The 26,658-nt window shown below is 69.8% G+C and carries 29 protein-coding genes; 9 read left to right on the forward strand and 20 right to left on the reverse strand.

Going from position 1 to position 26,658, the window contains the following annotated elements; translation table 11 throughout:
• Positions 1–133 precede the first annotated feature (133 nt).
• The 3 genes from ABD126_RS31910 to ABD126_RS31920 form a co-directional block, all read right to left on the reverse strand.
• Positions 134–358 carry a hypothetical protein gene (locus ABD126_RS31910; RefSeq protein WP_343938009.1) on the reverse strand — a complete coding sequence of 75 codons (225 nt, stop codon included), beginning with the start codon at positions 356–358 and terminating at the stop codon, positions 134–136.
• On the reverse strand, positions 355–753 hold the full coding sequence (locus ABD126_RS31915; protein WP_343938011.1) for a WhiB family transcriptional regulator: 399 nt from the start codon (positions 751–753) through the stop codon (positions 355–357). The genes ABD126_RS31910 and ABD126_RS31915 overlap by 4 nt, the downstream gene beginning before the upstream one ends.
• Positions 754–1,251: 498 nt before the next feature.
• Complete coding sequence (locus tag ABD126_RS31920) at positions 1,252–3,318, reverse strand: ATP-dependent DNA helicase UvrD2 (RefSeq protein WP_425542909.1); 2,067 nt, start codon at positions 3,316–3,318, stop codon at positions 1,252–1,254.
• A 62-nt stretch (positions 3,319–3,380) separates the two neighbouring features.
• Between ABD126_RS31920 and ABD126_RS31925 the strand changes: the two genes are divergently transcribed.
• Entirely contained in the window at positions 3,381–4,106 is a 726-nt protein-coding gene (locus ABD126_RS31925) for a DUF4191 domain-containing protein (protein WP_343938016.1), read from the forward strand.
• A gap of 516 nt (positions 4,107–4,622) precedes the next feature.
• On the opposite strand, the gene ABD126_RS31930 is transcribed toward ABD126_RS31925, so the two are convergent.
• Positions 4,623–5,096, reverse strand: a complete 474-nt coding sequence (locus ABD126_RS31930) for an RDD family protein (RefSeq protein WP_343938018.1) — start codon at positions 5,094–5,096, stop codon at positions 4,623–4,625.
• A 196-nt stretch (positions 5,097–5,292) separates the two neighbouring features.
• On the opposite strand from ABD126_RS31930, the gene glnA reads away from it, so the two are divergent.
• Entirely contained in the window at positions 5,293–6,717 is a 1,425-nt protein-coding gene (gene glnA / locus ABD126_RS31935; RefSeq protein WP_343938020.1) for a type I glutamate--ammonia ligase, read from the forward strand.
• A 173-nt stretch (positions 6,718–6,890) separates the two neighbouring features.
• Here the strand turns inward: glnA and ABD126_RS31940 are convergent, their stop codons facing one another.
• The 8 genes from ABD126_RS31940 to ABD126_RS31975 form a co-directional block, all read right to left on the reverse strand.
• Complete coding sequence (locus ABD126_RS31940) at positions 6,891–7,916, reverse strand: P63C domain-containing protein (protein ID WP_343938022.1); 1,026 nt, start codon at positions 7,914–7,916, stop codon at positions 6,891–6,893.
• A gap of 108 nt (positions 7,917–8,024) precedes the next feature.
• A complete protein-coding gene (locus ABD126_RS31945) occupies positions 8,025–9,215 on the reverse strand; it encodes a tyrosine-type recombinase/integrase (RefSeq protein WP_343938024.1) in 1,191 nt (396 codons plus the stop codon).
• A 36-nt stretch (positions 9,216–9,251) separates the two neighbouring features.
• Positions 9,252–9,446 (reverse strand): helix-turn-helix transcriptional regulator, encoded by a 195-nt coding sequence (locus ABD126_RS31950; protein ID WP_343938026.1) that lies wholly within the window; start codon positions 9,444–9,446, stop codon positions 9,252–9,254.
• Positions 9,447–9,465: 19 nt separating this feature from the next.
• Positions 9,466–11,073 (reverse strand): replication initiator, encoded by a 1,608-nt coding sequence (locus ABD126_RS31955; protein WP_343938028.1) that lies wholly within the window; start codon positions 11,071–11,073, stop codon positions 9,466–9,468.
• Positions 11,070–12,542, reverse strand: coding sequence for an FtsK/SpoIIIE domain-containing protein (locus ABD126_RS31960; protein ID WP_343938030.1), 1,473 nt, complete (start codon positions 12,540–12,542; stop codon positions 11,070–11,072). The genes ABD126_RS31955 and ABD126_RS31960 overlap by 4 nt, the downstream gene beginning before the upstream one ends.
• A 373-nt stretch (positions 12,543–12,915) precedes the next feature.
• Positions 12,916–13,146 (reverse strand): AMED_5909 family protein, encoded by a 231-nt coding sequence (locus tag ABD126_RS31965; protein WP_343938032.1) that lies wholly within the window; start codon positions 13,144–13,146, stop codon positions 12,916–12,918.
• Between the two features lie 16 nt (positions 13,147–13,162).
• Positions 13,163–13,468 carry a hypothetical protein gene (locus ABD126_RS31970; protein WP_343938034.1) on the reverse strand — a complete coding sequence of 102 codons (306 nt, stop codon included), beginning with the start codon at positions 13,466–13,468 and terminating at the stop codon, positions 13,163–13,165.
• 1 nt (position 13,469) lies between these two features.
• Complete coding sequence (locus ABD126_RS31975; RefSeq protein ID WP_343938036.1) at positions 13,470–13,934, reverse strand: hypothetical protein; 465 nt, start codon at positions 13,932–13,934, stop codon at positions 13,470–13,472.
• Between the two features lie 212 nt (positions 13,935–14,146).
• Between ABD126_RS31975 and ABD126_RS31980 the strand changes: the two genes are divergently transcribed.
• The 3 genes from ABD126_RS31980 (at position 14,147) to ABD126_RS31990 (ending at position 16,378) form a co-directional block, all read left to right on the forward strand.
• Positions 14,147–14,989, forward strand: a complete 843-nt coding sequence (locus tag ABD126_RS31980) for a GntR family transcriptional regulator (protein ID WP_343938038.1) — start codon at positions 14,147–14,149, stop codon at positions 14,987–14,989.
• Complete coding sequence (locus ABD126_RS31985; protein WP_343938040.1) at positions 14,986–15,699, forward strand: HAD family hydrolase; 714 nt, start codon at positions 14,986–14,988, stop codon at positions 15,697–15,699. The genes ABD126_RS31980 and ABD126_RS31985 overlap by 4 nt, the downstream gene beginning before the upstream one ends.
• Before the next feature lie 415 nt (positions 15,700–16,114).
• Complete coding sequence (locus ABD126_RS31990; protein ID WP_343938042.1) at positions 16,115–16,378, forward strand: hypothetical protein; 264 nt, start codon at positions 16,115–16,117, stop codon at positions 16,376–16,378.
• A 276-nt stretch (positions 16,379–16,654) separates the two neighbouring features.
• On the opposite strand, the gene ABD126_RS31995 is transcribed toward ABD126_RS31990, so the two are convergent.
• On the reverse strand, positions 16,655–17,287 hold the full coding sequence (locus tag ABD126_RS31995) for a hypothetical protein (RefSeq protein ID WP_343938045.1): 633 nt from the start codon (positions 17,285–17,287) through the stop codon (positions 16,655–16,657).
• Between the two features lie 198 nt (positions 17,288–17,485).
• On the opposite strand from ABD126_RS31995, the gene ABD126_RS32000 reads away from it, so the two are divergent.
• Complete coding sequence (locus ABD126_RS32000; protein ID WP_343938047.1) at positions 17,486–17,698, forward strand: hypothetical protein; 213 nt, start codon at positions 17,486–17,488, stop codon at positions 17,696–17,698.
• Positions 17,699–17,744: 46 nt separating this feature from the next.
• Here the strand turns inward: ABD126_RS32000 and ABD126_RS32005 are convergent, their stop codons facing one another.
• From ABD126_RS32005 to ABD126_RS32030, 6 genes are all read right to left on the reverse strand, one after another.
• On the reverse strand, positions 17,745–18,674 hold the full coding sequence (locus ABD126_RS32005) for an NADP-dependent oxidoreductase (protein ID WP_343938049.1): 930 nt from the start codon (positions 18,672–18,674) through the stop codon (positions 17,745–17,747).
• Positions 18,675–18,686: 12 nt separating this feature from the next.
• Positions 18,687–21,629, reverse strand: coding sequence for a bifunctional [glutamine synthetase] adenylyltransferase/[glutamine synthetase]-adenylyl-L-tyrosine phosphorylase (locus tag ABD126_RS32010; protein ID WP_343938051.1), 2,943 nt, complete (start codon positions 21,627–21,629; stop codon positions 18,687–18,689).
• A gap of 39 nt (positions 21,630–21,668) precedes the next feature.
• On the reverse strand, positions 21,669–21,893 hold the full coding sequence (locus ABD126_RS32015) for a hypothetical protein (protein WP_343938053.1): 225 nt from the start codon (positions 21,891–21,893) through the stop codon (positions 21,669–21,671).
• Positions 21,890–23,023: an inorganic phosphate transporter gene (locus ABD126_RS32020; RefSeq protein WP_343938055.1), complete on the reverse strand. Its 1,134-nt coding sequence runs from the start codon at positions 23,021–23,023 to the stop codon at positions 21,890–21,892. The genes ABD126_RS32015 and ABD126_RS32020 overlap by 4 nt, the downstream gene beginning before the upstream one ends.
• A gap of 83 nt (positions 23,024–23,106) precedes the next feature.
• Positions 23,107–23,835 carry a type 1 glutamine amidotransferase gene (locus ABD126_RS32025; RefSeq protein WP_343938057.1) on the reverse strand — a complete coding sequence of 243 codons (729 nt, stop codon included), beginning with the start codon at positions 23,833–23,835 and terminating at the stop codon, positions 23,107–23,109.
• A 15-nt stretch (positions 23,836–23,850) separates the two neighbouring features.
• Entirely contained in the window at positions 23,851–24,291 is a 441-nt protein-coding gene (locus tag ABD126_RS32030) for a rhodanese-like domain-containing protein (RefSeq protein WP_343938059.1), read from the reverse strand.
• 80 nt (positions 24,292–24,371) lie between these two features.
• Here ABD126_RS32030 and ABD126_RS32035 point away from each other — a divergent pair, with 80 nt between their 5' ends.
• The 3 genes from ABD126_RS32035 to ABD126_RS32045 are packed head-to-tail and all read left to right on the forward strand — an operon-like array spanning position 24,372 to position 25,683.
• Positions 24,372–24,836: an Lrp/AsnC family transcriptional regulator gene (locus tag ABD126_RS32035; protein ID WP_343938061.1), complete on the forward strand. Its 465-nt coding sequence runs from the start codon at positions 24,372–24,374 to the stop codon at positions 24,834–24,836.
• Positions 24,837–24,862: 26 nt separating this feature from the next.
• Positions 24,863–25,471: a hypothetical protein gene (locus tag ABD126_RS32040; RefSeq protein WP_343938063.1), complete on the forward strand. Its 609-nt coding sequence runs from the start codon at positions 24,863–24,865 to the stop codon at positions 25,469–25,471.
• Positions 25,468–25,683, forward strand: coding sequence for a helix-turn-helix domain-containing protein (locus ABD126_RS32045; protein ID WP_343938065.1), 216 nt, complete (start codon positions 25,468–25,470; stop codon positions 25,681–25,683). The genes ABD126_RS32040 and ABD126_RS32045 overlap by 4 nt, the downstream gene beginning before the upstream one ends.
• Here ABD126_RS32045 and ABD126_RS32050 read toward each other — a convergent pair.
• A complete protein-coding gene (locus tag ABD126_RS32050; RefSeq protein WP_343938067.1) occupies positions 25,655–26,524 on the reverse strand; it encodes a GNAT family N-acetyltransferase in 870 nt (289 codons plus the stop codon). The two genes, ABD126_RS32045 and ABD126_RS32050, sit on opposite strands and share 29 nt — an antisense overlap.
• Positions 26,525–26,658: the final 134 nt, after the last annotated feature.

A 26,658-nucleotide genomic window follows, 5' to 3' on the forward strand; every position in this document is an offset into this window, starting at 1 on the left:
GCATCAGTCACGCACGAGACGTTCACCCGCGCCGGCGATCACGTGTCTGCCCGGGGTGCGGTGTCGGTCGCGTCGACCGGCACCGGACCCCGCGGCCCCGGATCACCGGGACCGCTCGGACCACACCGATCGCTCAGATCGCGCGGGCCTTCAGCAGGGCCCTGCGCTGGGCCCAGCCGGCCAGTCGCCGCCACCGGCGGGCGACGACGAGGCGGTGGGCCACGCGTTGCCGTTGGGCGAATACCTCGGCGTCATGCATTCGGGATCTGGCCAGGTTTTCTTCGAGCAACATGGGGTTACCTCGCGGGTTGAGTTCGATGATCACTGCTTCGTCTGCGGTGGTGCGGTAGCCGTTCACGCGGCGGCCTCCTGGTCGGTAGCCCCCCGGACGGTGGTGGTTGCGGCGGGCGCCGCGGGCACAACGGGAGCGGCGTCCTTGCGCGGACGGCCACGGGGCCGCTTCCGCGCGATGACGGCGCCGCGCTCGAAGATCTCGCCGCCCCAGACCCCCCAGGGCTCGTGCCGGGCGAGCGCGCCCGCCAGGCACTCGGCGATCACCGGGCACGTGGCGCAGAACGCCTTCGCCTGCTCCAGCTCGGCGGGAGCGTCGGCGAACCACAGGTCCGGGTTGTTCGTGCGGCACGGAAGGTCGAGGCCGGCGTCCGGCGCGGTGTCGATCAAGTTGGCGACACCGGCGGTGGTCAGGTCCTCAGCGGACAGCGTCCCGGCTATCGGGACGGTCGCGGTCAACATCAGGTGGACTCCTGTCACAGGTCTTGCGATGGGGTTTGTCCTGCTAAAACGGGTCGAACAAACACGAAGGCCGCGGATCCGGTTACGGGTCCGCGGCCTTCGTGGGCTTCAGGTGGCCTGATGCTGGTGGGCTCAGGTCCTTCGCCTGTGCGCGGACGGCGCAACGTTCTGAGTCGGGACAACGGTCGGCGTGTACTGCGCCGGCACCTGGATCACGTGAACTCGCTCGCCGCCCCGCTCGAAGGCGCGGCGATCGCGGGCAGACTTCTCCCCCGCGACGCGAGCGTTGCCGGACACAGCGCAGACACCGGTCATGAGGAGACCGGGCATCCCGACAGTCATCGGAGTGTTCACAACCGGTCACCTCCTCGGGTGGCTAGTCTCGAAGCAACGCTCTTCATCCCCAGCGGGCGCTCCGCGCCCGGCTTCAGCAGGTTATGACCCTGCCCCGGACCGGTGCAACCGGTTTTTCCTAATACCTGTCGATCGTGTGAAGTTTCAGCGTTTGCCCTGCACAAGGGCGAGGACGTCGGCGCCGTAGCGATCGAGCTTGGCCGCGCCGATGCCGGCGATCGCGACGAGCCCGGCGATGTCCTCGGGGCGTTGCTCGGCGATCGCGACGAGCGTCGAGTCGGTGAAGACGACGTACGCCGGCACCTTCAACTCCTTCGCCCGGCCCGCACGCCACGCCCGCAAACGGCCCAGCAGCTCTTCGTCCAGATCGGACGGGCACGTGCCGCACCGGCTGAGCTTGACCGCCTGCGCGTCCACCAACTGCGACCCGCACACCCGGCACTGCGGCTTGGGCCGCTTCTGCAACGGCTCCCGCTTGGCCGCCGTGCGCGACGCGGGGTGGTCCTCGGGGATCAGCCCGTACAGGAACCGACTGCGCCGCCGGAACCGCCGCCCACCCGCCGCGCGCGCCAACGCCCACGACAGCCACAGGTGCTCGCGCGCCCGCGTCACCCCGACGTACAGCAGCCGGCGCTCCTCCTCGACCGCGGCATCGTCGCCGTCGGCGTGCAGGATCGGCAGCGTCCCCTCGACCAGGCCGACGAGGAACACCGCGTCCCACTCCAGGCCCTTCGCGGCGTGCAGCGACGCCAGCGTGACGCCCTCGACGGTCGGCGGGTGCTGCGCCTCGGCCCGCACCTCCAGCTCGGTGACGAACTTCGGCAGGTCCGCCCCGTCCACGGTGGCCGCCAACTCCTCGGCCAGCTCCACCAGCGCGAGCAGCGACTCCCACTTCTCCCGCGCCGCGCCGCCCGCGGGCGGGTCGTCGGTCAGGCCGATCCCGGCCAGCACCTCGCGCACCACCTTGGGCAGCTCGCCCGGCGGGTCCTGCGCCGCCGCCTGCCGCAGCGCCACCATCGCCTGCCGCACCTCGGCGCGTTGGAAGAACCGCTCCCCGCCGCGCACCTGGTAGGGGATGCCCAGCTCGGCCAGCGCCTGCTCGAAGACCTCGGACTGCGCGTTGACCCGGTACAGGATCGCGATCTCGCTGGCCGACACGCCCTCGTCCAGCAGCGCCTTCACCCGGCGCGCGACGGCGGCGGCCTCGGCGGGCTCGTCGTCGAACTCGGTGAACTTCGGCGCGGGACCGTCCGGGCGCTGCCCGATCAGCCGCAGCCGCGCGCCCGCGGGACGTCCGCGCGCCCACTTGATGACCTCGTTGGCCAGGGCGACGACCTGGGGCGTGGACCGGTAGTCGCGCTCCAGCCGGACCACGGTCGCCTCGGGGAAGCGGCGGTTGAAGTTCAGCAGCGGCATCGGCGACGCGCCGGCGAACGAGTAGATGGTCTGGTTGGCGTCGCCGACGACGGTCAGGTCGTCGCGCGCGCCCAGCCACGCGTCCAGCACGCGTTGCTGCAGCGGGGTCACGTCCTGGTACTCGTCGACCACGAAGCAGCGGTAGCGGTCGCGGAACTCCTCGGCGACGTCGCCGTGCTCCTCCAGCGCGGCGGCGGTGTGCAGGAGGAGGTCGTCGAAGTCGAGCAGCTGGGCGTCGTTCTTGAGCTGCTCGTAGGTGCGGTAGACCTGCACGACCTGCTCGGCGGGGGCCGGGGTGTCGCGGTGCGCCTTGCCGGCGGCGACCGGGTAGTCGTCGGGCGTGACCAGCGAGGCCTTGGCCCACTCGATCTCACCCGCGAGGTCGCGCAGCGAGTCCGACTCGGTGGACAGCCCCGCCCGGTTGGCCGCCTGCGCGACCAGGCGCAGCTTGTTGCGGTCGATCAGCTCCCAGTGCGGCCCGCCGACCACGCGCGGCCAGAAGTAGCGCAACTGCCGAAGCGCCGCGGCGTGGAACGTGCGGGCCTGCGCGCCGTGCACGCCGAGCGCCCGCAACCGGGTCCGCATCTCGCCCGCGGCCCGTGCGGTGAACGTGACGGCGAGCACCTGCCCGGGGGCGACGTGACCGCGTTGCACCAGGTAGGCGATGCGGTGGGTGATCGTCCGGGTTTTACCGGTGCCCGCCCCCGCGAGCACGCACACGGGACCACGCGGCGCCTCGACCGCGGCCCGCTGTTCCGGATCGAGTCCCGCCAGCAGCCGCTCCATGCCCCGCATCCTCGCATTGGACACCCACCGCGCGGTGATGGGGCGAGGCGGCGCGCCGTATCCTGGTGGGTATGGCTGGTAAGGACAAGGCGGCGGCGAAGGCAGCGGCCAAGGAGCGCCGCGCGGCGGCGAAGGCCCGACGGGGCCAGATCTTCGAGGCGTTCAAGATGCAGCGCCGCGAGGACAAGGCGCTCGTGCCGCTGATGCTGCTGTGCCTGCTGGGCGCGACGGCGGCGGCGTTCCTCATCGGCCTGATCTGGGACATGCAGTGGGTGCTGCTGCCCCTGGGCATCGCGGTGGGCGCGCTGCTGGCGGTGATCGTCTTCGGCCGGCGGGTGCAGCGCACCGTGTACGCGAAGGCCGACGGCCAGCCCGGCGCCGCCGGCTGGGCCTTGGACAACCTCCGGGGCCGCTGGCGCGTGACCCAGGGCGTGGCCGGCACGACCAGCGCCGACATGGTCCACCGCGTAATCGGCCGCCCCGGCGTGGTTTTGGTGGCCGAAGGCGCCCCGCACCGAGTGAAGGGCCTTCTCGCCCAGGAAAAGAAGCGCGTAGCCCGCGTTATCGGCGAAACCCCGATCTATGACGTGATCGTGGGCAGCGAAGAGGGCCAGGTCCCCCTCCGCAAACTGCAAAGCCACCTCATGAAGCTGCCCCGCAACATCTCCGCGGCCCAGGTGGACACCCTGGAGAACCGCCTCCAGGCCCTGGCCAGCCGAGGCACAGCCCTCCCGAAGGGCCCCCTCCCCCAGGGCGCAAAGATGCGCAACATCCAACGAGCCATGCGCCGCCGCTAACCGACCGTACCCGAACACCACTCGTTCATTTGGTTGCATCCCGCAGCAAGATTCACTCAATGCTGCGAATTAACGACGAGCCGGGCACGATCCAGCCACAAAATTCGTTGCCGTAAAGAATATGGAGGCGGCACGGCAGCAAGGCACGACTCCCGCAGCCCGCATACCTGTGAGCGGCAGGCCTACGATCGCCCCGGACGCAGCCGTGCAGCCATGGTCCACTCGCCACCCCGCAGCGTGGGCCGCCCACCGCTCCCCAGCCATAGGCATCGCGCACGCGAGCCCACCGCCCGCTAACCCCGGTCCAGTGTTGGGGTCGGCTGGCCAAGGCTGGGCGGGTTCAGTCAGCGGAGCGTGGCCGGTTCAGGTTCGGCAGGGCATCGCGGCGGCACCGGCCGAGCGGGCTTGGCCGCTCTATCCGGCCAGGGCGGCGCGTTGCCAGCTCGCACGGCGCACGGCGTGTGGCTGGCATAGGCAGCGGGTGCGGGGCAGCGGGTGCGGGGCAGCGCGTGAAGGTCAGCGGGTGCGGAGGACGATGGTGCCGGAGGCCTTGTCGTGGAGGCAGCGGCCGTCGGCGTCCCAGACCACGGCTGGGATGATGGGGAAGATGAGCAGCGAGCGCAGCGCTGCTCGGGGCAGGCCCACGGTGGCGGAGCCGTCGGTCCTGGCCACGCGCAGGCCGAAGACCGCGTGGCCCGGGGTGAAGCCGAAGAAGCCCACCCCGATCACCGTGATGGCGAACCAGGCGAGCAGGCTCCAGTTCTTGGGCAGCTCCGGGTAGGTGAAGACGCTGGCCACGCCCATCGCCAGGGCGAAGTCGAGCAGGATCGCGAACGCGCGGCGGCCCGTGCCGGCCACCGCTCCCGGGCCCGACTGCGGGAGGCCCAGGCGTTCGCCGCGCCAGCGTTGGGTGGTGCCGTCGCCCGAGTCGGCGCCCGGCTCCAGTGCCGCGCGGGGTCCTGACAGCCACGAACCGGTCCACTTGCTCACCCCACCAGAGTAAGGCCGTGCTCAGCGGGTGAGGATGGGCAGGTCGGGTTGCCCGTCCCGGGCGGCCCGTTAACACTGGCGAAACATCAGGGTGATTGCTGGGCAACACCGCGGTCTTAGCGTCGGCCCCGATGGCAGGCCGCCAGACACCGCGGCGAACAACCACGCCCCCACCGCAGTAGAGGAGTCGACGAGGGTGTTCAAGAATCCCGACGAGGTCCTGAAGTTCATCTCCGACGAGGGCGTGAAGTTCATCGACGTCCGCTTCAGCGACCTGCCCGGCGTGATGCAGCACTTCACGCTCCCGGCATCCGCGTTCGACGCCGACGCCATCGAGGAGGGCCTCGCGTTCGACGGCTCGTCGGTGCGCGGCTTCCAGTCGATCCACGAGTCGGACATGCTCCTGCTGCCCGACCTCTACACGGCGCGCCTCGACCCGTTCCGGATCGAGAAGACGCTGATCGTCAACTTCTTCGTGCACGACCCGTTCACCCGCGAGGCGTACAGCCGCGACCCGCGCAACATCGCGCGCAAGGCGGAGCAGTACATCACCGAGTCGGGCATCGCGGACACCGCGTACTTCGGCGCCGAGGCGGAGTTCTACATCTTCGACTCGATCCGCTTCGACACCACCGCGAACGCGTCCTTCCACGAGATCGACTCGATCTCCGGCTGGTGGAACACCGGCCGTGAGGAAGAGGGCGGCAACCGCGGCTACAAGGTCAAGTACAAGGGCGGCTACTTCCCGGTCACGCCGACCGACCACTACGCCGACCTGCGCGACAAGATGGTCCTCAACATGGAGGCCCAGGGCTTCGTCGTCGAGCGCGCGCACCACGAGGTGGGCACCGCCGGCCAGGCCGAGATCAACTACCGGTTCAACACGCTGCTGCACGCGGCCGACGACCTGATGCTGTTCAAGTACATCATCAAGAACACGGCGTGGCAGGCGGGCAAGACCGTCACCTTCATGCCGAAGCCGCTGTTCGGCGACAACGGCTCGGGCATGCACACCCACCAGTCGCTGTGGAAGGACGGCGCGCCGCTGTTCCACGACGAGTCCGGCTACGCGGGCCTGTCCGACACCGCGCGCCACTACATCGGCGGCATCCTGCACCACGCGCCGTCGCTGCTGGCGTTCACCAACCCGACGGTGAACTCCTACCACCGCCTGGTGCCGGGCTACGAGGCCCCGGTGTCGCTGGTCTACTCCCAGCGCAACCGGTCGGCGTGCGTCCGCATCCCGATCACGGGCAACAACCCGAAGGCCAAGCGCATCGAGTTCCGCTGCCCCGACTCGTCGGGCAACCCGTACCTGGCCTTCTCGGCCATGGTGATGGCGGGCCTGGACGGCGTGAAGAACAAGATCGAGCCGCCGGCCCCGATCGACAAGGACCTCTACGAGCTGCCGCCGGAGGAGGCCCGCGACGTCAAGCAGGTCCCGGCCTCGCTGGACGCCGTGCTGGACAGCCTGGAGAGCGACCACGAGTTCCTGCTGGAGGGCGGCGTGTTCACGCCGGACGTGATCGACACCTGGATCGCGTTCAAGCGCGAGCAGGAGATCGACCCGCTGCGCCTGCGCCCGAACCCGTACGAGTTCGCGCTGTACTACGACGTGTGATCGGTGCGGGGCTTTGACCAGCCGTTTCACCGATTGAGGCCCCACACAGGCCGTCTCCAGGCCGTCTGACCCGGAGAGGCCGTCCCGAACGAAGGCCGAGGGGCCGGGTGACCATTCCAGTCACCCGGCCCCTCGTTCATTGCGCTAACAGCAGCGTCATGCAGGCATCGCAGCTAGAGCCCACTTTCGTCCTGTTCGATTGGCAATGGGATTGTATCGCCAACCCTTGGATGAATCTGGTCAAGCTTGATTATGAAGTCTTGCCAGTCGGTGCTTAGCTTCATCAGCGTGACCACAGACCCGAGATGTTCACGCAACTTCGGATAGCCGATATTGGCCGTCAAGCGCTGGAAGAACTTGTGCTTGGGCCGACCACTCTCATTCTTGGGCGTGACCCGCTTAAGCTCCTCCAGCACACCAGGCGCAAGGCGCTTGTAGACGATGTCATTAGTCAGCCGTCCGAAGTACTGCGGACGCTTAACCGTGTCCATGGGAAACTCAAGTCCACGCAGACGAAAAAGCTCACGATAGAAGTCATCCGGGAACGTGCGCACCCACGCTTGCAATTCTTTATCAATAAAAGCTTCAAGAATCTTGGCGAGAGCGTCACGTGCCCGAGCTTCCTGGTATCCCGTCGCCTCATCAACGAGCGCTATGATGCCGACATGGGCAAGTCCGCGAACAAGTATCTCAGCCTGACGGGCAACATGGACCTGCTGCCGATCCAGAAGCCCCGCATCACGCGCCTTCAGATAAATCTCGCACACTACAGGCAGGAGTTCAGCGCTGTAGCCGCTGGCCCGACCCCCAGTTGGCATACGAAAGGCGATGGGGCGAGCCTTTTCACGCACTTCATCAGTGACGAAGTTGCTGACCGCCTTGCTTTGTAGGATTGGAAGGATCGGGTTCCCGCCATCTTCCCGAACCGCGCTCGCCTTCGCGCGAGGGTGGCGGCCGACAGCCCGCAAGAAGGCCGCCTGAGTAATGACACGCGTCCCATCCCCGAGCACATAGCACTCGATTTCAATGTCGCCGATTCGAAGCGGCCGGTCAGGCGATCCAGAAACCGCCTCCGCTAGCGAGTCCGACCATCGAGCCTCTGCCGCCTTCTTCGCGATGGCGCTCCGACGCTGCGGAGACAACTGCTTAGCCCTCTCGACTCCTCCGCGAGCCCGACCGCGACGCTCCTCGTCGACCACCCCAACCTCCTATGCTTGCTCCGATGCTTGCATCGTCGCACGACGGACGAGCGCATGCAAGCATCTCGGGGACGATGCTTGCATGCGCGAGTGCCCCGTACCGGTGCGCTAGCTGCCCTGTCGCACGAACACCTTGTCAACGGCGACCCGCGTACGCTCGTGGCTCGCGGGCATCAAATGGGTGTAGACACGCAGCGTGAACGCCGGGTCACCATGCCCCAGGTACTCGGCGAGTGCCCGGATGCTCACCCCCGCCTCCAGGAGCGACGAGGCGTAGAAGTGCCTCAGAGCGTGGAAGCCGTGCGCCCGGCCCGGCGACTCCACTCCGGCCGCCTCAAGTGCCGGCTTCCAGACGTGGTGGTTGAACGAGTGCCGGTAGAGCTGCTTCGACTCGCGGGTGTAGATCAGCAGCGGCACCGTCACGAGCTTGCCGTCAGGAGTGCCCCACGGCAGCGTCACCGGTAGCGGCTTGAACTTCTCCGTGTGCACCTTGATCGCAGCCGCCACGCTCGCCGCCAGCGGAACGTCACGACTCTTTCCGTGCTTCGGCGGACCAAAAACCATCTTCCCGCGCACAATTTTGATTTGCCGCAACACGTGGATGACTTCTTCCGACTCGTCCACATCGTCCGGCGAGAACCCGAACACCTCACCCTGCCGCAGGCCGCAACCCGCGCCGAGGTTCACGCCGACGCGGTATCGCTCACCCAACGCCGCCCGCACCGCGTGCACCCGCCCCTCTTCCCACGGCACGATCTTCGGGTACTCACCCCGTGGCTTGATCACCGACTTCCCGTTGCACGGGTTCTTACGCAGCCGCTCGTCATCAATGGCAGCCGTGAAGATTGCCGAAACGTTGGCGAAGATCGAGCGCCGGTAGGTCTCCGCCAGCCCTTTCTGTTGGAGCTTGCGGTCCCACGCCTGGATGGTGGACGGCTGGATGAGCCGCAGCTCCGTGTCCCCGAAGTACGGGTACACGTGGAGCTTGAGCCGGAACTCCACACCCTCGCGCGTGGACTCGTCGAACGTCCGCGCGTCGATCCAGTGCTTCTCGGCGTAGTCCCTGAAGGTGATCTTGCCTGCGTCCGGGTCGAGGTAGGTTCCCTTGTTCTTGTCGTTCTCCATCTCGTGCAAGAAGTCGTCCGCCTTCTTCTTCTGCCGGTCCGGGAAGGTCTTGGAACGTTCTCGACCGTCCGGCCCGATGAACCGCACCTTGTAGCGCATTCCCTTGCCGTATTGCGCCGTCTTCTCCCGCTGACCGTCCCGAACGGTCCACCAGCGGTCTTGTACGTGCCCCATGACAGATTTCTCCTGTGTGTCGAATTGCCGAAGCTTCTAGGCCGCGTCGAGGTCCAGGCGCTCGAACCACTCGCGGACCTTGGCCGGGTCCCACCGCAGGTGTTTGCCGACCTTCCGAGCCGGTGGCCCGTAGTTTTTGCTGCGCCAGCCACGGATGGTGTGCACCGGCACACCCAGGAACGCCGAGAGATCGTCAACGCCCCACAGCCGGTCGAACTCGTTCCCGCTCATTGCCGTCCCCCTCCCCTGCTCAGGCCGCTTGTGGAACTGCCGAAAGATCCGGCGGTGCACCGCTGGCCGCGAGTAGGGCGCGGTCGTACTCCGCTTTCCACGTGACCCGTTGGGCGATGGCGTGCATGAGTAGGTGCGCGCGCGGTGGGACGTTCGGGTCGCCGGGCCGGACCAGGTGCCAGGACAGGTGTGAGGTGTCGCGTTCGGGCTTCTCGATGCCCACGGCCTTGAGCGCTTCCAGGACAAACCGCTTCCGGTCGGCCCGGTGGTCCGCGAGCGTCTTGCCCGACCACTTGCGCGAGACCAGGACCCGCCGGCCGGGCAGGCCGAGGGTGGTCCGGCGGTGCGCCCGCCCTTTGCAGTGCCCCGGGACCATGCGGGAGCCGGCGTTGCGCGGCTGGACCCCGTAGAGCAGCCAGACCGCGCACCGGTCCGAGCAGGGTGTCATGGCCAGCTCGTCCGCCAGGCGGTCAGCGTGCCGCCGCTGCCGGTCGGTCTTCTGCTCGACCACTTCACCGATCGACTTGGTGAGGTACTTGGTCAAGTACCCGATGTGCCGTCCGGCTTCTTCGGTGCCGCCGAGGATGCCCTTGGAGTGCACCTGCCGCCCGAACCGCACGACGTGCGCCGGCTCGTCCACCGCCTCAACCGCGTCCTCCCACGTGGCCAGCGGCCGGCGAGTGTCCGGGTCCACGAACGTCTTGGCGCTGCCGTCCCAGACCGGCAGGTGCTCCCCGCTGTAGACGCGTTCGTCGTGCGGTGGCCACCACACCTGGTGGTAGGTAGCCGCCGTGACGAGCCGGATGGTGTCGTGCGGGACCGAGCCGCGGAATGCCGCATGAAGGTGCGGAGCGGCCCGGCGCTGTGGTTCGACCGTGGCGAAGTACTGCACGTCCCACCCGGCGACGCGCCGCAGGTTCTGCCACCACCGGTCAACCAGGGACGCGAAGTGCACCGCGTCCCGAGCCGCCCGCCGGTAGTCGTAGCTGTCCGGGTCCACCGGCGTCCCGTCATCGCGCACCCGCCCGTAGGTGTCGAGGGTGAGCGTGACGAACATGGACGGCCGGAACCGCCCCGCGTACTCCCGCCCCACAGTCCGCTTCTCCACCCGCCGTCGAGGCAGCTCCGGCGCATCCTGCCGCCGCTTCGTGGACCGCTTGACCGGACGCTTAGCGGGCGCATCCGGCGAGGGCAGCCGGCCCCGCACACCGAGTTGCCGAAGTTCCGCGTCCACCGAGTGGATCTCGTCCCGCAACTCGTCCGCGTCGCCCGCCTGGCCGCCCTCGACCGCATCCCGGTACGCCGTGACCAGATCCGCCCGGAAGGTCAACAGCTCCTTCTGATCACGACTGGGCGGGTCCGGCGTGAAGTCGGGCTCCTCCGTCAGGTGCCACCCTTCCCGGCACTGCGCCATCCGCAACGCCTTGGCCTTCTTCGCACACGGTGCACAGACACTCTCGATGGTCGAGCCACAGGGCACGGCCACGTACCGGACTTCGAAGCTCTCCCGGTCCTCGACTTCCATCGTGAACGGCCGCACGCACACCCCGTGCTGCTCAGCAGCAGCCTTGACCACGTCGAGCGCCATCGGTTGACGCATCCGCTCCGCGCGAGTCCCGCCGCTCATGCCGCAGCACCACCCTCGCTGCCGCCGGGTTGGCCGGGGAACTCGTGGACGGTCGCAGGGGCGAGGAACAAGCCCAGCTCGACCAGGTCCGCGTCCGTGACGTGGAAGGCCCGAGCCCGATCCGGCTCCCGCTGCCCGTCCGTCTTCACCCAGGCGACACCGGGTGTGTTCTCGCTGATCTCGTGCGCCGCCGCCCCGCGCTGCCGGACACCGTCCCCGAGGACCATGTCCACCTGTTGCGGCTCGTCCAGCCGCAGCGCCACCCGCGTGGTGAACAGGTGCCGGAAGCTCACGACCTCCTTGCGCGGGTCCTGGACCAGCCCCACGACCGCGTACCCCGGTGCCCGGCCCTGGGAGGTGATCGTCTGGATAGCCCGCGCCGCCCGCTCCCGAAGCTGCTTGTCCGGCTGGTACGCGATCAGGTCCGCCAGCTCGTCCACCACCAGGACCGTGAACGGCTCACCCGTTGACCGTGCCCACAAGCGCCGGATGCCCCGGTAGCGGGTGGCCCGCTCCTTGACCTCAGCGGCGATCTCTTCCAGGAGCGCAACGGCGTCCGGTCCGTTGTCGTAGACGACCCGGTCGAAGGCGTCGGGGCACTGCCCGAGTTCCATCCCGCCCTTGGGGTCGATGCCCACCAGGCGCACCAGGCCGGCCCGGACCGCCGGCGCGAGCTGCCACACCAGCGCCCACAACACCGAGCCCTTACCCGCGCCAGGTACGCCGACCACGAGCACCTGCGACCCGAGCAGCCGCAGCCGCCACGGCTTGCCGTTCTCCGTCCGGCCGACCGTCACCCGCCGCAGGTCCACCTCCGCCGAGTCCACCAAGGCCGGGACCGGCAAGGGCCGCAGCAGCGGGTCACGGTGCACGAAGTCCAGCTCCAACAGCCGGGGCCGCAGCACCCGCACCCGGCACGACCGAGCACCGAACGAGTGCGCCAAACCCTCGCGCCGCAGCTCCCAGGCTTCCGGGGACTGGGCAGGGATCATCCGAACCCGCACCCGGTCCCGCCAGCCTTCCGACCGCACGCGCCGCAACCTGGGGCGGTGCTCACGGCCCCGGCTGTCCTTGGTCAGCTCAGCCAGCCGCACCACGGTCCGCCAGCGAGGCACGTACACGGTCGCCCGCCGCCACTCGGTGACGATCCGGTACCAGCAGTGCCACAGGAACGACTCCCGCGCCAACCCGTACCAGACCGACAAGGCACAGACCAGCGACAACACCGCCAAGACCAGCGGCGACAGGCCGAACCGCAACCAGCACCAGGCCGCCAACGCCGGCACCAACGTGGCCACCGGATACCGGACGACGAGGAGCACCAGGCGCACGACGAGAACGAGCAGCAGCCACACCAAGGCCAGCAGGCCCGCCAGCCACTTCACCCTGCCCGGCAACAACATCCACCACGGCACCCGAGGCCGAGCACCCTCGAACGGAGCCGGGTCCACCCACTTCCCGCCGTTCATCGCGCACCACCCGCACGCACGATGAAGATCAGCGGCAACCACCCCAGGCACCGGCAGCACGTGAACTGGTTCGGGGCGTAGATACCGAACCGCTTGCACCCGCCACACCGCCGCCCGTTGGGCAACTTCCACGTAGTCGAGGGACGCCGACTTGACGCACGACCCCCCGTAGCCCTTACCCTTGACATGACCGGAACCCCTTGTGTGACAACAAAAGCGCGCGAGAAACCCGGTCGGCATGTCGTCGGCTGAACAGTTCCAGGCCCGCCAAGACTCAGGGCTGTTCACCGGCGACCACCAACAGGTCAGTGATCGTCTTCAGTTGTGTTGGCAAGGGGCGGGCACTACACCCAGAGCACCCGCCCGACCGCCGTCAATCAGCGTCCGATGTGGACGAGTTGCCCTTGATCGCCTCTCCGTTCGCCCGCTCACGGGACGCCCAGTACAGGGCTTCGTGGTGGTGTCCCCGATCCACTTCCGCGATCCGCGCGTACGCCTTGGCGCTGTGCTGGTAGAACGTCCGCCAGCTAGTAGGACCTGCGTCAGGCGCGGGCATCACCTTCCCCAACGCCTCGTGCACCTGCGCCAACGTTTCGCACTCCATCGCAAGCTTCCACAGGTCACGCTTCTTCGGCTGCGCCACCACCGGCCCCCTTGTTCGGGTCGATCAGGTTGACGCGGGCTTGCTCCACACGCGCCCGCCGTTCGAACTCCTCAGCGGCGATGGAGCAGGCATGACGAGCCCACAGGGCCACGGCCAGATCAGCGGCCAAGATCCGCCAAGCCTGCGCCACCGCCGAGTAACCAACCGCCAGCCGAAGCGCCGCCACCGGCTCGTCCGAGGCAGCAGCGGCGAACAGCGCTTCGGTCTGCTCCGCGTACGCGGTGTTCCACCGGGCGACCGCCTCACGAGACGGCCGCGACACGTCAGGCCGCCTTCTGCTCGCCCTGGGCCGGCTTCTCGCCGGACCGCTTCGGAGCCCCGCCCACCTGCGGCGAAGCGATGCCCGTAGCCCGGATCGTGAACCCCTGGTACCTGAACTTGTCGCCCATCACCCGCGGCTCGACCGTCAACCCTTCGAACGAGACCGGCCGCACCTCGACACCAGGCATGACCTGCACGGACTGGGGCGGCACCGGCTGGACGTCCGCCAGGATCGTCACCGTCACCGACGCGTCCCGCTCCTTCTCGGCGGACGGGTCGGTCACGACCACCTTCCACTGCCGCTTGCCCGTGCGCTCGTCCACGCGCTGCTTCGCCTGCTTGCCGCGCCCCCGGTCCTCAGCGCTCAGGTACTCCATGTCCGGCGCGACCTCACCGACCATCAACGCCCCCATCGGGAAGACCTGGTCGAACGAGGCCGCGAACCGAGTGCCGTACGGAACCGCCATGACTAGCTACCTCCGTCGTCAGCTAGCCCGCCTATACGAGCTAGACAACTCACAAGGTAAGCCAGCCTGGCTAGACAAGTCAAGCGGTACAGGTAGCTAGCTCCCTAGGCTGGCTAGACAGGCTGCATGTTCGCGCGCGAACATACTGCGAACAGACCGCTTTGCGCTCACTTTGCACCGCTTTGCGCGAGGCCAGCCGAGATGAGGGAGCTATGGCGCTGGACCCGAACGACCCGCGACCGCCATACGTGCAGGTGGCGAACGCCCTTCGAGCCGCCATCCTGACCAAGGTCTTCAAGGCCGGGGACAAGCTGCCCTCCCGCGCTGAGTTGGCGAGGAAGTACGACGTAGCGCCGATGACCGTGCAGAACGCTCTACGCGAGCTGCGCGACGAAGGATTGATCGTCTCCAGGCAGGGCAGCGGCGTCTTCGTCCGAGAGCGCACAGAGCGCCCGGTCGGACTGCGCCCCCACATCGAACGAGCCTTCGACCAGGACCACGTCACGATCGACTTCGCCGGCTTCTCCGGCGAGACCCTGCACGGCGTCATCCAGGAACCCTTGGACAAGATCCGCATCGGCCGACTCACACCGGAGTCCGTCCACGTCCGCATCCTGGTGCCCGACCCCACCGTCCCGTGGTCGGTCCCCTGCACCGTCGAGGACCAGGCCGACAGCCCCGCCTTCCGCGAACGCGCCGCCGAGATCATGCGCCGCCACACCCTGGCGATCGTGGACAACGTGACCGAGCTGGGCGCACTGGGCCTGGTCAAGGAAGCCACCGCTGAGGTCCGCGTCCACCCGGCCGCACCCCTGTTCAAGCTCTACCTGATCAACAACGACGAAGCCTTCTTTGGCTTCTACCCCGTCCGCGAACACGTCCTTTCCCTTGGTGGACAGACGCAGGCGATCTACGACCTCATGGGCAAGGACGCGATCCTCTTTCACCACAGCGCCAACGACGACGACACCAGTACCGGTAGTCAGTACGTCGAGCAGGCCCGGACCTGGTTCGACAGCCTGTGGAACACCATCGCAACGGAGTACAAGCGGTGACGGCTGAGCACGTGCCGGTGGACGACCCCGAGGTCTTGCGACACATCCTGGCGGCCACCGACGCACTGTTGCTCGACTTCGACGGCCCGGTCTGCGCGGTCTTCGCCAACCTCCCCGCTCAACATGTCGCCGACCAGCTTCGCCGTGTACTCGCCGAGGGCGGCCACAAGGAGCTGCCCGCCGTGGTCGAGAAGACCGAAGACCCGTTCGACGTCCTCACCTATGCCGCGACACTCGGCATGGACGAAGCCCGCTACATCGAGGCCGCCCTACGAGCGCACGAGGTCGAAGCCGCCACCACCGCGCCGCCCACTCCAGGCGCACACGACCTCATCCATGCGTGGCGCACAACCGGCCGCAAGCTAGCGATCGTCAGCAACAACTCCCGGGCAGCCGTGAACACCTACCTGCACCGCCACGACCTCACGCCGCTCATCCACATGGTCTCCGCTCGCACTCAGTCCGATCCCGAGCTGTTGAAGCCCAGCCCGCACCTGCTCGACCAGGCCACCAACGTTCTGAACGTGCAGGCATCCAGGTGCACTCTGGTCGGGGACTCCCTTACCGATCTTCTCGCCGCCCAGGCAGCCCGCGCCCGAGTCATCGGCTACGCCAACAAGCCCGGCAAGGCGGACTTGTTCGCGGCGGAGCGCCCCGACGCCATCACCACGGACATGGTGTCCCTCGCCCGCGCCGTCCACTCCGCGTAGCTCTGCCGAACTTGGCTCTATGGGATCAAGGCGCGCCGCCTGCGGCGGCGCGCGGCCAGGTGCGACTCACGTTGCACCGACTCCCCGCATCGCGGCACGCCGGGCTCCCGCTCCGCTCCGCCCGTCGGCCGCGCGCGGAGTCGGTGCACGTGGCTGGGCCGGCGGCGCGCCACCACGTTGTCGCCGACCTATTGAGCACTTCCAGCGACCGGGCTCGGGACGATCGCGCGGTCACGCGGCCCGACAGCGCTGGGCACGGCGATCGGCTGCCGCGACGGCTTCGCCGCCTTGCCCACGGTCAGTGTCATGGGTGTACGAACACGAAAGAGTGACCGTCTACGGTCGCACTTCTGACCACTGCTGTGACGGCGTGACACTTGCACCGGCGTACTGCACCGAGAACAGGAGGTGCGACATGAGCGACCTCGCCACCAGTGCAACGATCGTCGTACCGATCGGCTCAGAGCAAGAAGAAGAGGCCAGGAACGCTCTTCAGACCCTCGTCGCAGACATCGGCGGCGGGCCGAGTGAGGTCTGGAGGGAGAACGCTCCTGGACAGAACATCACGTTCACAGTTCGCGTGAAGGGCCGCACCGTTGATGAGGTGAGCGCACGACTCGCCGAGTTGAGCGGGCTGACGTTTGACGTCGAGGACGACTCCGACACTTCGACTGACTGAAGGCGTCGATTCAGGACCACTCAAGATCAGGCCGTCGTCAGGCCGTCAGATGTGGATCAGTGATGCTCAACGACGGTCAACGTCGAGTGGAAACGCGCAGATCAGAGTAGGTGCGGCAGAGCGAACCGCAGGTCACCGCCGACCGCTGGCAGTACTACGACGTGTGATCGGCGCGGGGCTTCGACCGGCCACTGGTTGAAGCCGGCGTCCTGGACGAAGGCCGAGGGCCGGGTGACTGCTCCAGTCACCCGGCCCTCTGTCGTTGCGCGGTTCGCGCTACCGCGGAACGGGCACGCCCGTCGCCGAGACCTCGCCGCCCGTGGGGGCGAGTTGGCCGATGATGCCGGAGAACGTGAGCGTCAGCGAGGAAGCCTGGGAAGGCACTCGCTGGTCCAGTTCCACGTACCCGCTGATGCTGGAGTTCTTCGCGATCGACGCCGGCCACTTGCTGGTGGACAGGGACGCGCCGTAGTCGCGGTTCGTGTCGTCGACGGCCGAGACGGAGGCCAGGGGCAGGTCCATCTTCGCCGTGCTGGCGTTTATGGCCGTCACGTGCAGGCGCAGCCGGCCGCCGGCGTTCTCCACCCTGGTCACCTCCACCGTCAGCAGGCCGCGGGTGACCTTCCACGAGCCGGTGGCGACCTTGGTCTCCGCCGTCGTGGTCGGGGTTTGGTCCGTGGTGGTGGTCGTGCCGGCGAGGGCGCCGTCCAGTTCGGTCGCGGACGTCCTCTTCTGGGTGGTCGTCGGGGTGCTCGACTGGAAGGTGACGCTGAGTGCGCCGATGCCCACGGTGCCCGCCGTGGCCGCCTGGACGACGCCCAGCAGCACGAGCACGCCGAGGACTACCAGGCCGACCTTCAGCGCGGCGTTGTTCTTCTTGCGGTGGTGCTGGTGGATCTCGTCGTCCATGACGTCCTTCGTCCGGGCGCACGCGTGCGAACGTTCATCTCCCCCAGGAGCCCCGTCAGTTTCCGCAGAACAACCACCAATAGTCAATGCGTGCAGCTGGATGGCATACCCCTGTCCACGCTGCGTGCGCGCCCGCGGACGCCGTGTGCACCAGGGGTAGGTCGTCGCACGATCGTGGTGGGCGGTTAGGGTCGCGCCGTGTCTGATGACGTCGCAACCGCGCAGGTGCTGTCCACCAACATCTTCGGCTCCGCCGCCGAGGCGATCGAGGCGATCGGCGCCGCCGACGTGCTCGGCCTGGGCGTCAAGGTCTCCAACCGGCTCGTGCCGGACGAGGACGGAGACGACTCGTTCGTGGAGGAGTGGGTGGTCGAGCTGCTCACCTCCGTCCCCACGGTCGACGAGGACTGAGACGGGACCGGGGCCTCCCGACGAACCGGGAGGCCCCGACCACCCGTCAGACCGTCAGCACGATCTTGCCGCGCACGTGCCTGCCTTCGAGCAGCCTGTGCGCCTCCGCGGCCTGCGCCAGCGGGAACGTCTGCTGCACCGTCACCTTCAGCTCGCCGCTCTCGGCGTGCCGGGCCAGCCACTCCAGGTCCGCCTGAACGGGCTTGGCGTAGGCGTAGGCGCCGCCGATCTCCAGCACGTTGGTGTCCACGATGGACACGATCCGGGCCGCGTCGCGCACCAGCGCGGGCGAGTCGTTGAGCGCCGCGCCGCCCACGCAGTCGAACGCGACGTCCACCTTGCCGTCCCCGCCGACGAGTTCGGCCACGTTGTCGACCAGGGCGTCCCCGTAGGGGACCGGTTCGGCGCCCAGTGACCGCAGGTAGTCGTGGTTGCGCGGGGACGCGGTGCCGATGACCCGGGACGCGCCCAGCACGCGCGCGACCTGCACGGCCAGGTGCCCGACCCCGCCCGCGGCGGCGTGCACGAGCACCGTGTCGCCCTCCGCCACGCCGACCTTGCGCAGCGCCTGCAACGCCGTGAGCCCGGTCAGCGCCAGCCCGCCGGCCTCCTCGAACGACAGCGCGGCGGGCTTGTGCCACAGGCCGCGTTCGGTGGCGGCGACGAGTTCCGCGTACGTGCCGTGCTGCACGTGGTCTTTGCGCTGGTAGCCGAACACCTCGTCACCCGGCTTGAACCCCTCGACCGCGGGCCCGACGGCGCGCACCACGCCGGCCACGTCCCAGCCTGGGATGAGCGGGAAGTGGTGGGGCAGGGTGTCCTTGGCGTAGCCGAGGCGGATGAGCCGGTCGACGGGGTTCACGCCCGCCGCCCGCACCTCCACCAGCACCTGGTCGAAGCTGATCGCCGGGTCGGGCAGTTCCTGGAGCGAGAGGACGTCCACATCTCCGAACGAGTTCTGCGCAATCGCCTTCACGCTCTCCAGTGTTCACGAACCGTAGAAGACGCGCTCGACTACAGCGCGTGCGCGGCGGGCGGTCCGGCGGTAGGCGTCGAGGAACTCGCCGGGGTCGCCCGGGTGCCCCATCACGCCGGCCACCGCCGCGAGGTCGCGCCCGGCGGTCGGGAGCTGGTCCCCGGCCTTCCCGCGGACCAGCACGATCGCGTTGCGCGCCCGGGTCGCCATCATCCACGCCTCGCGCAGCGCGGACGCGTCGTCGGCGGTCACCAGCCCGGCTTCCTCGGCGGCCCGCAGCCCGCGCACCGTGGACGGGGTGCGCAGCGACGGCACGGCGAAGGCGTGCTGCAACTGCAACAGCTGCACGGTCCACTCCACGTCGGCGAGCCCGCCCCGGCCCAGCTTGGTGTGCAGGGACGGGTCCGCGCCGCGCGGCAGCCGTTCGGCCTCGACACGCGCCTTGATGCGCCGGATCTCCCGCACGGACGCCGCGTCCAGGCCCTGCGCCCGGTACCGGACGGGTTCGACCATCTCCAGGAACCGCGCGCCCAGCTCCGCGTCGCCGGCGATGAACCGGGCCCGCAGCAGCGCCTGCGCCTCCCACAGCTCGGACCACTGCGCGTAGTACGCCCGGTAGGACTCGAACGTCCGCACCAACGGCCCCTGCCGCCCCTCCGGCCGCAGGTCGGCGTCCACCTGCAACGGCGGGTCCTGCGAGGGCGCGGACAGCAGCCGCCGCACCTTCTCCACCACGGAACTGGCCCACCGCGCCGCGTCGGAGTCCGACACGCCGGCCAACGGCTCGCACACGAACATCACGTCCGCGTCCGACCCGTATCCCAGCTCACGCCCGCCCAGCCGGCCCATGCCGATCACCGCCAGGGACGCCAACGGCTCCCCCGACGACCGCTGCACGGCGTCCAAAGCGGCCTGCAACACCGCCACCCACACCTCGGACAGCGACACGCACACCGTCCGCAGCGGAGCCAGCCCGAGCAGGTCCGCCGACGCCACGCGGAGCAACTCGTGCCGGCGCAACGACCGGGCGGCGGCGACGGCGCGGTCCAGGTCGTTGTACCGGGACACGGTGCTGCGCAGCGGGTTGCCGATGGTCATCGGGTCCCGCCCGGCCAGCGCGGCGGTGTCGGCGTAGAGCCGCAGCACCTCCGGCGCCCGCACCAGCAGGTCCGGCACGAGCTTGGACGTGCCGAGCAGGGCCGCGAGCCGGTCCACGACCGTGCCCTCGTCCCGCAGCAGCCGCAGGTACCAGGGCGTTTCGGCCAACGCCTCGGACACCCGCCGGTAGGACAGCAGCCCGCCGTCCGGGTCGGGCGTGGTCGCCAGCAGGTCCAGCAGCACCGGCAGCAGCGCCGTCTGGATGCGCGCCCGCCGCGACACCCCGCGGGTCAGCGCCTCGATGTGCTTCAACGCCCCGTCCGGCGCGGCGTAGCCCAGCGCCGCCAGCCGGGCGGCGGCCTCGCCGGTGGTCAGCCGCAACGCCTCGGTCGGCACGTTCGCCACCGCTTGCAGCAGGGGCCGGTAGAACAGCTTCTCGTGCAGCCGCCGCACCTGGTTCGCGCGCTTGCGGAACTCGGCCAGCAGCACCTGCCCCTCGGACAGCCCGCCCTCGCCCTGCAAGCCCGCCGCGCGGGCCAGCCGGCGCAACGCCGAGGCGTCGTCGTCGGCCGGGAACAGGTGGGTGCGCAGCAGCCGCTGGAGCTGCAACCGGTGCTCCAGCGTGCGCAGGAACCGGTAGGCGCGGCCGAAGTCGGCGGCGTCGGTGCGCCCCACGTACCCGCCGCGGCCCAACGCCGCCAGCGCCGCCGTGGTCGTCGGGATGCGCAGCGCCTCGTCCCCGCGCCCGTGCACGAGCTGCAACAGCTGCACGGCGAACTCGACGTCCCGCAGGCCGCCCCGGCCCAGCTTGAGCTCCCGGTCGGCCAGGCCCAGCGGCACGTGGTCCTCCACGCGGCGGCGCATGGCCTGCACGTCCGGCACGAAGTCCGCGCGCTCGGCCGCCATCCACACCAGGGGCCGCACGACCTCCAGGTACCGCTGCCCCAGCTCCTCGTCACCGGCGACCGGCCGGGCCTTGAGCAGCGCCTGGAACTCCCACGTCCGCGCCCACCGCTGGTAGTAGGACGCGTGCCCGTCCAGGGTCCGCACCAGCGCGCCGGCCTTGCCCTCGGGCCGCAGCGCGGCGTCCACCTCGAAGCACGACCGGCCCGCGACCTGCATCATCGTGCTCGCCAGCCGCGTGGCCACGCCGATGTCGCCCTCGCCGACGAACACCACGTCCACGTCGCTGACGTAGTTCAGCTCCCGCGCGCCGCACTTGCCCATCGCGATCACGGCCAGGCGGCACTCGTCCGAGCGCGGCACCTGCCGGTGCGCCACGTCCAAGGCGGCCTTGAGAGCCGCCACGGCCAGGTCGGACAGCAGCCCGGCGACGTCGTCGTAGCTGACGTAGGGCAGCTCGGGCTCGACCACGTGCGCCAGGTCCTCGGCCGCGACCCGGCACAGCAGCGCCCGGTACTCCAGCCGCAGCGCCCGCACCGCGTCCGCGCCGGTCAGCCCGTCGACGGCGGCGACCAGCGCCGGCGCGAACGACTCCGCGTCCACCGGTTCGGCCTCGGCCAGGGACCGCCACCGCGCCGGGTTGGCGACCAGGAAGTCCGACAGCGCGGTGGACGACCCGAGCACCGCCAGCAGCCGGCCGCGCAACACGTCGCCGGTCCGCAACGCGTCGTCCAGCTCGGCCCACGCGTCACCCAGCGCGACGCGCAGCCGGTCCACGCCGAGCAGCGCCAGGTCCGGGTCAGGGCTGCGGGACAGCGCCCACAGGATCGGCTCGGCCCCTTCGGACGGTCGGCGGTCGGCCCACCACCCGGCCGCCCGCAGGTGGTCACCGCCGCGTGCCTCGGTCAGGCCGAACCGAGCGGGGGACGTCGGGGTGCGCGCTGGATCGGTCATCGACGAACACCGTAGTCCCGGAGGCGGGGCGGTGAAGCGTCAGCGCGCCACGATCAAGTAGATACCGAACAACACGACGGTCAGGCACGCCACGAGGCACGCGCCGGCGACCCCGGTGGCCACCACCGCCGACCCGCCGCGCTCCCGCGCGTCCTCCCGCGCCGACAGCGCCCGCAGCGCCACCGCGAACAGCACCACCAGCCCCAGCACCACGCCGAGGCTCACGCCGAAGACGGTGCCCAGCGCCGCCCAGTCGACCTTCATGCCGCCACCTTGTGCGTCTCGGCCTGCGCCGCGATCTCGTCCACGATGTGCTCCGGCCGCACCGGCTCCCGGCGCGACAGCAGCCAGATGCCCAGCGACACGGCCACGCCCGCCACGGCCACGACGACGACGCCGACCGTGCCCGTGGACGCGACCTTCCCGGCCAGCGCGCCGACGATGCCCGCGGCGGGCAGCGTGAGCATCCAGGCCAGCGCCATCCGCCCGGCCACGCCCCACCGCACGCCGTCCAGCCGGCGGCCCAGGCCGGAGCCCATGATGCCGCCGGACGCCACGTGCGTGGTGGACAGCGCGAAGCCCAGGTGCGAGGACGCCATGATCACCGTCGCCGCGCTGGTCTGCGCCGCGAAGCCCTGCGGGGCCTCGATCGTGGTCAGGCCCTTGCCCATGGTGTGCGTGATGCGCCACCCGCCCAGGTAGGTGCCCAGGGCGATGGCGATGGCCGCGCTCAGGATCACCCACAGCGGCGGCTCGGCGCCGGGCGCGAGGGTCCCCGCCGTGATCAGGGTCAGCGTGATGATGCCCATCGTCTTCTGGGCGTCGTTCGTGCCGTGGGCCAGCGACATCAGCGCCGCCGACGCGACCTGCCCGGCCCGGAAGCCCTTGGCCGCCACCGACGCCTTGGCCCGCTTGGTCAGCCGGTAGGTCAGGTAGGTGGCCAGCAGCGCCACGATGCCCGCGACCAGCGGCGCGGCGATCGACGGCACCACGACCTTGTCGACCACCTTCGCGAAGTGCACGGCGTCGGTGCCCGACGCGATCCACGTCGCGCCGATCAGCCCGCCGAACAGGGCGTGCGACGAACTCGACGGCAGGCCCACGTACCAGGTGACCAGGTTCCACATGATCGCCCCGACCAGGCCGCCGAACACCACGGCCGGGGTGATCCGGGCGTCGTCGACGATGCCGCCCGAGATGGTCTTGGCGACCTCGACCGACAGCAGCGCGCCGACCAGGTTCAGCACGGCGGAGAACGCCACGGCCGTCCTGGGCTTGAGCGCGCCGGTCGCGATGGACGTGGCCATCGAGTTGGCGGTGTCGTGGAAGCCGTTGGTGAAGTCGAATGCCAACGCTGTTATGACGACGATGATGACGAGGAGCGAGGCATCCACGCTGATTCCTCCGGCTGAACCGACACAGTCGTGGATGAACGCTACCTTGACGGCCGATGAACACTCACATCGGCGGAGGTTCGTCACACCAGCGGCAGGTTCCTCCGCCGCGCGAGTTCCCCGGCCGCCAGGCGGACGAACCTCTCGGCGAACGGCTGCCACACCTCGGCGATGTCCTCGTGGCCCTGGTCGAGCCGCTCCGGGTCGAGGCGGGCGGACGCGGCGGCGTCGGGCGCGCCGGCGGCCCAGCGCAGCACGATCTCGGGCGTGGTCTCGATGTGGAACTGGATGCCGTAGGCGTTCTCACCGACCCGGAACGCCTGGTTCGCGCACTTCGGCGAGGACGCGAGCAGCTGCGCGGTCGGCGGCAACGAGCCGATCTCGTCCTGGTGGAACTGGAGCACGTCCGGCGTCCACGGCAGCTCGGCGAACAGCGGGTCCGCGCCCGCCACGTCCCGCTTGGCCACCAGCAGCACGCCGACCTCGGACCCCTGCGGGTTGCGCCGCACCTGGCCACCGGTGGCCACGGCGAGCAGCTGCGCCCCGAGGCAGATCGCCAACGTCGGCACCCGCTTGGCGACGGCGTGCGAGAGCAGTTTGCGCACGTCCGCGAGCCATGGGTGCTCGGCGTCGTCCAGCGCGCCCATCGCGCCGCCCAGGCACACCACACCGGCGTACCCGTCGAGCGTCTCCGGCACGGGCCGCTCGTAGGGCTTCACGACGTCGAGCACCGCCCCGGCGGCGGTCAGCCAGTCGCCGAGGCGGGCGATCGGGTCGCTGTCATCGGGTTGCAGCACGAGCAGGCGCGTCACCCGTCCGAGACTAGATCAGCAGTCGCACGTGACGCCGTGGAGGTTGCCGGGGCGCTCGACCTCGCTGCCCTCGGCCGGGTAGCCCGCGTCCAGCCACGCCCGGATGCCACCGGCCAGCCGCTTCACCCGGAACCCGAGCGTGGACAGCTTGAGCGCGCCCTTGGTGGCGGCGTTGCACTCGAAGCTCTCGCAGTAGACGACGTAGACCAGGTCGCGGTCCCAGTCCTTCGTCGTCTCCGCGTCCATCTCCCAGTGCGGCAGGTTGACCGCGCCGGGGATGCGGGCCTTGGCGAACGCCTCGGCGCTGCGCGCCTCGACGAGCTGGAAGCCGGCGGTCGTGCCTTCCTTCAGGTCGCGGACGACGTCGTCCGGGTCGGCCTCGAAGGACAGCTCGGCGGCGAAGAACGCGGCGGCGGTGGCGGGGTCGGCGGGGCTGAAGCGCAGCGTGTTCGTCATGGTGGAAATCCTGCTGGGTGGCCGTTGCCGAGCACATGCGGAAGTCCAGGTCTTCGCGGCCTTGTGCCTACGATTCCCCGGTGGAACTGGACGACCTGGACTGGAAGTTGCTGGAACTGCTCCAGCGGGACGGGCGGATGACGTTCACCGAGCTGGCCAAGCGCGTGTCCCTGTCCGCGCCCGCGACGACCGAGCGCGTGCGGCGGCTGGAGCAGGCCGGGGTGATCACCGGGTACCGGGCGGTGGTGTCGCCGCAACGGCTGGGGCTGCCGATCGAGGCCATCGTGCGGGTGCGGGTGCGCAGCCTGGACACGCCCCGGTTCCGGGAGCGGATCGTGACCATGGCGCAGGTCCTCGACGCCGACCACGTGACCGGTGACGACTGCTGGCTGCTGCGGGTGGTGTGCCGGTCGATGGTGGAGCTGGAGGAACTGGTCGAGCAGGCCCAGCGGTACGGCGACACGACGACGTCCCTGGTGTTCTCGTCCGCGGCGCGCGGCCGGCCGGTGACGCGCGAAGCCTTCGGGGGTATCGTTTCTCGATAATATCGAAAAACGATATGGGGGGGTACATGTCGTCTTTGGTGAACCCGCTGCAACCGTTCACCCGGGTCGTGCGGTTCCTGTGGGCCGCGACCGCGGTCGGCTTCGCGTTCGGGGCGCTGATGACGCTGTACCAGTCGCTCACGTTCCAGCTGTGCTTCACCACCAGCCGGGTCCTCTCGTCCGGCCCGGTGCGCCCGGAGGAGTACCGGAACGTCGTCAGCACGTACCCCACCGGGACGCGGATCTGCCTGGCGGAGGCGACCTGGTGGGACCAGGTGCTCGGGTTCCTGGGGCACGCCCCGTCCGCGTTCGCCACCGCCGGCGCGTTCCTGCTGCTCGTCCTCCTGCTCGAACACGCCACCCGGCACGGCATCCACACCGACGCCACCGCCGACCGGGTGCGGCGGTTCGGCTGGTACCTGCTGGTCGCCCTGCCCGCCACCACCCTGGTCGAGGCCGTCGCCCGGACCTGGTTGCAGCGGCGGGCCACCGTCGTGCCGTCGTACGCGATGGACTTCCTGACCGAGTGGGACTTCCCGTGGTGGGCGGTCGTCACCGGGCTCGGCATGCTGTCCCTGGCGAAGATCGTGCGGACCAGCGCAGCGATGCGCGAGGAGCTTGAGGGAACGGTGTGAGCGTCCAGGTGCACCTCGACCGGCTGCTGGCCGAGCGCGGGATGACGTTGACCGAGCTGTCCGAACGGGTCGGCGTGACGGTCGTCAACCTGTCCATCCTCAAGAACGGGCGGGCGCGCGCCATCCGGTTCAGCACGCTCACCGCGTTGTGCGAGGTGCTGCAGTGCCAACCGGGCGACCTGCTCAGCCACGTCCCGGAGCGGGCTCGGTGAACGCGAACTCCGCCGCGTCGGTCACCGGCCGGTACCCGATGCGCTGGTAGATCGAGTTCGAGACCGGGTTGGCCAGGTCGGTGAACAGCACCACGTGCTCCGCGCCCGCCTCCATCGCCCACGTCGACACCGCGGCCGTGACCGCCGAGCCGTACCCGCGCCCGCGGTGCTCCGGCGGCGTGTAGACCGGGGCGACCCGCGACATGCCCGACAACGGGGTGCTCGCGGCGGCCAGCGACACCGGCTCGTCGCCGTCGACCCACAGCACTTGCCCCGTGCCGACCGCCAAGGCGCGCTCCACGAACCGCCGCGACCGGTCCAGGTCCGGCTCGTGCGGGACCGACTCGTCCACGAACGCGTAGTGCCAGCGGACGAGGAGGTCCAGGTCGGCCTCCGTCGCGAGCCGGGCCGAACCCGGGACGTCCCGCGGCGGGTCCAGCTCGTCCAGCCGGAACAGCCGGAGCGACTGCCGCTCCTCCGCGTTCCAGCGGGTGCGCTCGGTCCACGCGAGGACGAACGCCTCGACGGAGTCCCGCCGACCGCTGACACCGGGCAGCTCGACGTCCTCGTGCGCCAACGCCTCGGCCACGGCCGGCGCCCACCGCACCGGCAGTCCCGTGACCTCCAGCGGGAACGGCGGGGTGCGCAGGGCCGCGCCCACCACCCGGCCGCCGTCGGTCACGGTGACCAGCAGCGGCGGTTCGTCGTCCGGGATCGGGTTGCGGAGCCGGAGTTCCGCCGCCGTGATGGGCACGGTGTGCAGGACCGGGTCCGCGGTGTAGAAGTCCCTGGTCAGAGCCCAGAACTCCGCCAGGTCGTGGTGCCGGTGGACGTCCGCCATGGCGGGACCGTAACGCAAAAAGCCCTCAGGGGCACCTGAGTCGTCGGGTGCCCCTGAGGGAAAGAATGTTCGGCGGCGTCCTACTCTCCCACACCCTCACGAGTGCAGTACCATCGGCGCTGGAAGGCTTAACT

Source organism: Saccharothrix mutabilis subsp. mutabilis, assembly GCF_039521145.1.
GTDB lineage: Bacteria > Actinomycetota > Actinomycetes > Mycobacteriales > Pseudonocardiaceae > Actinosynnema > Actinosynnema mutabilis.

What these genes read in the sequence shown, in the direction of transcription:
- ABD126_RS31960 (WP_343938030.1), bottom strand. Translation starts at nt 12,542, where the DNA reads ATGAACGGCGGGAAGTGGGTGGACCCGGCTCCGTTCGAGGGTGCTCGG.
- ABD126_RS32040 (WP_343938063.1), top strand. Translation starts at nt 24,863, where the DNA reads ATGTCGTCTTTGGTGAACCCGCTGCAACCGTTCACCCGGGTCGTGCGG.
- ABD126_RS31995 (WP_343938045.1), bottom strand. Translation starts at nt 17,287, where the DNA reads ATGGACGACGAGATCCACCAGCACCACCGCAAGAAGAACAACGCCGCG.
- ABD126_RS31955 (WP_343938028.1), bottom strand. Translation starts at nt 11,073, where the DNA reads ATGAGCGGCGGGACTCGCGCGGAGCGGATGCGTCAACCGATGGCGCTC.
- ABD126_RS31915 (WP_343938011.1), bottom strand. Translation starts at nt 753, where the DNA reads ATGTTGACCGCGACCGTCCCGATAGCCGGGACGCTGTCCGCTGAGGAC.
- ABD126_RS31975 (WP_343938036.1), bottom strand. Translation starts at nt 13,934, where the DNA reads ATGGCGGTTCCGTACGGCACTCGGTTCGCGGCCTCGTTCGACCAGGTC.
- ABD126_RS32015 (WP_343938053.1), bottom strand. Translation starts at nt 21,893, where the DNA reads ATGAAGGTCGACTGGGCGGCGCTGGGCACCGTCTTCGGCGTGAGCCTC.
- ABD126_RS31990 (WP_343938042.1), top strand. Translation starts at nt 16,115, where the DNA reads ATGAGCGACCTCGCCACCAGTGCAACGATCGTCGTACCGATCGGCTCA.
- ABD126_RS31925 (WP_343938016.1), top strand. Translation starts at nt 3,381, where the DNA reads ATGGCTGGTAAGGACAAGGCGGCGGCGAAGGCAGCGGCCAAGGAGCGC.
- ABD126_RS31950 (WP_343938026.1), bottom strand. Translation starts at nt 9,446, where the DNA reads ATGAGCGGGAACGAGTTCGACCGGCTGTGGGGCGTTGACGATCTCTCG.
- ABD126_RS31945 (WP_343938024.1), bottom strand. Translation starts at nt 9,215, where the DNA reads ATGGGGCACGTACAAGACCGCTGGTGGACCGTTCGGGACGGTCAGCGG.
- ABD126_RS31920 (WP_425542909.1), bottom strand. Translation starts at nt 3,318, where the DNA reads ATGCGGGGCATGGAGCGGCTGCTGGCGGGACTCGATCCGGAACAGCGG.
- ABD126_RS32050 (WP_343938067.1), bottom strand. Translation starts at nt 26,524, where the DNA reads ATGGCGGACGTCCACCGGCACCACGACCTGGCGGAGTTCTGGGCTCTG.
- ABD126_RS31980 (WP_343938038.1), top strand. Translation starts at nt 14,147, where the DNA reads ATGGCGCTGGACCCGAACGACCCGCGACCGCCATACGTGCAGGTGGCG.
- ABD126_RS31965 (WP_343938032.1), bottom strand. Translation starts at nt 13,146, where the DNA reads ATGGAGTGCGAAACGTTGGCGCAGGTGCACGAGGCGTTGGGGAAGGTG.
- ABD126_RS32030 (WP_343938059.1), bottom strand. Translation starts at nt 24,291, where the DNA reads ATGACGAACACGCTGCGCTTCAGCCCCGCCGACCCCGCCACCGCCGCC.
- ABD126_RS32010 (WP_343938051.1), bottom strand. Translation starts at nt 21,629, where the DNA reads ATGACCGATCCAGCGCGCACCCCGACGTCCCCCGCTCGGTTCGGCCTG.